The 1,676-nt window shown below is 75.4% G+C and carries 1 protein-coding gene and 1 pseudogene; both read left to right on the top strand.

Annotated features, from left to right (window positions below; all coding sequences use genetic code 11):
• Positions 1–277: 277 nt before the first annotated feature.
• Positions 278–1,006, top strand: coding sequence for an ABC transporter ATP-binding protein (locus tag OOT08_RS10960; RefSeq protein WP_325092676.1), 729 nt, complete (start codon positions 278–280; stop codon positions 1,004–1,006).
• Positions 1,003–1,676: pseudogene (locus tag OOT08_RS10955) on the top strand (hypothetical protein); the annotation flags it as partial. The gene OOT08_RS10960 and the pseudogene OOT08_RS10955, both read left to right, overlap by 4 nt.

Raw genomic sequence — 1,676 nt, 5'->3', positions numbered from 1 at the left:
CAGCACCGACTAGGAAGCGGTGGAAGGCGCGGGAGCGGGGAGGGGTCGCGGCGAGGAGCAGGCCAGAACGGCCGCCTCGCTTCCGGTGCGGGTCATGCGCACGCTCCTCCGTGTGTCGCCCCCGACGATCGACGGCCTGCGGAAAGTCTAAACCCCCGGGCGGGGAGTGTCAGCTACGCCACGTTCCACCCCTGGGTGGTGTCGGCTCGTCTCGGCCGTCCGTAGCGTCAAAGGGAAGCCGGGGAACCCGTCCCCGGCGGAGAGAGGCAGCCCCCAGATGACCACCATCGCCGTGCACCAGCTCAGCAAGCGCTATGGCCGCACCCTCGCCCTGGACGGGATCAGCTTCGAGGTCCAGCCCGGCCGGGTGACCGGCTTCCTCGGCCCAAACGGGGCGGGCAAATCGACGGCGATGCGCGCCATCGTCGGCCTGGACCGACCCAGCGCCGGAACGGCAACCGTGCACGGGGTGCCCTACGCCCGACTCCGCGCCCCGCTCCGCCGGGTCGGCACCCTGCTCGATGCCCGCTCGGCGCACCCCGCACGCAGCGCCCGGAATCACCTGCGCTGGGTCGCCGCCACCCACGGCATCCCCCGCAGCCGGATCGACGAGGTGCTCAACATCACGGGGCTCACCGCGGTCGCCCACCGCCGCGCCGGGGGCTTCTCCCTCGGCATGGCCCAGCGACTCGGCATCGCGGTCGCCCTGCTCGGCGACCCCGACACCCTGATCCTCGACGAGCCCGTGAACGGGCTCGACCCCGACGGGGTGATCTGGATGCGCACCCTGCTCAGCTCCTTCGCCGCGGAGGGCCGCACCGTGTTCCTGTCCTCGCACCTGCTCGGCGAGCTCTCCCTGGTCGCCGAGCACATCATCGTGATCGGCCGCGGTCGGATCCTCGCGGACGCCCCCCTCGCCGACCTCGTCACCGACGGGCACAGCCTCGAGGACGCCTACGCGAAGCTCACCCGAGACGATGTGGAATACGGCGGAGGCGCGAGGTGAGGGGCCCGAGTTTCGGCCGGGTCGTCCGCGCCGAGGCGATCAAGCTCCGCACGGTGCCCGGACCGGCGCTCACGCTGCTGCTCGCTCTGCTCCTCCTCGCCGGGGGCGGGCCCCTCGCCGCGCTCGCCGAGGGGCTCCGCGCGGCCGACGCCGCCAGCCCGGGGCCCCCCGGCCCGGGCCTCGCCCCCGCGCTCGCGGGAGCCCAGGCTGCCCAGGTGCTCGTCGCGCTCGCCGCTGCGGCCTTCGCCGCCGCCGAGGTCGGCTCCGGGACGCTCCTGCCGACCCTGTTGGCCACCCCGGTCCGGGCACGCGTCGTGCTCGCGAAGGTGGCCCTGCTGGGCGGCATCGGGGCGGTGCTCGGCGGCGTGGGTCTCGCGCTCAGTCGCTGGCTCACCCCCGCGGTGCTTCGCGCCGGGGGGCTCGAGCCCGCCGCCGCCGATTCCGCCACCCGCACGATCCTCGGCGGGGCCGCCCTGCTCGCGGGGGGCGCGATCATCGGTGCCTGCCTCGCCGTCGTCGCGCGGCAGCCGATCGGGGCAGCGCTCGGCGTCATCGTCCTGTTCGCCGTCGCCCCGCTGCTCGTCGGGTCCCTCCCCGTGCCGGGGGCCGCGGGGGTGGCCGGGGCCTTCCCCACCCCCGCTGGCCTGGCGATGCTCCTCCCGGAGCCGGA

This window comes from Leucobacter sp. M11 (genome assembly GCF_035726885.1).
Lineage (GTDB): Bacteria > Actinomycetota > Actinomycetes > Actinomycetales > Microbacteriaceae > JAPFRB01.
This window is presented reverse-complemented; position numbering and strand designations above follow the sequence as displayed.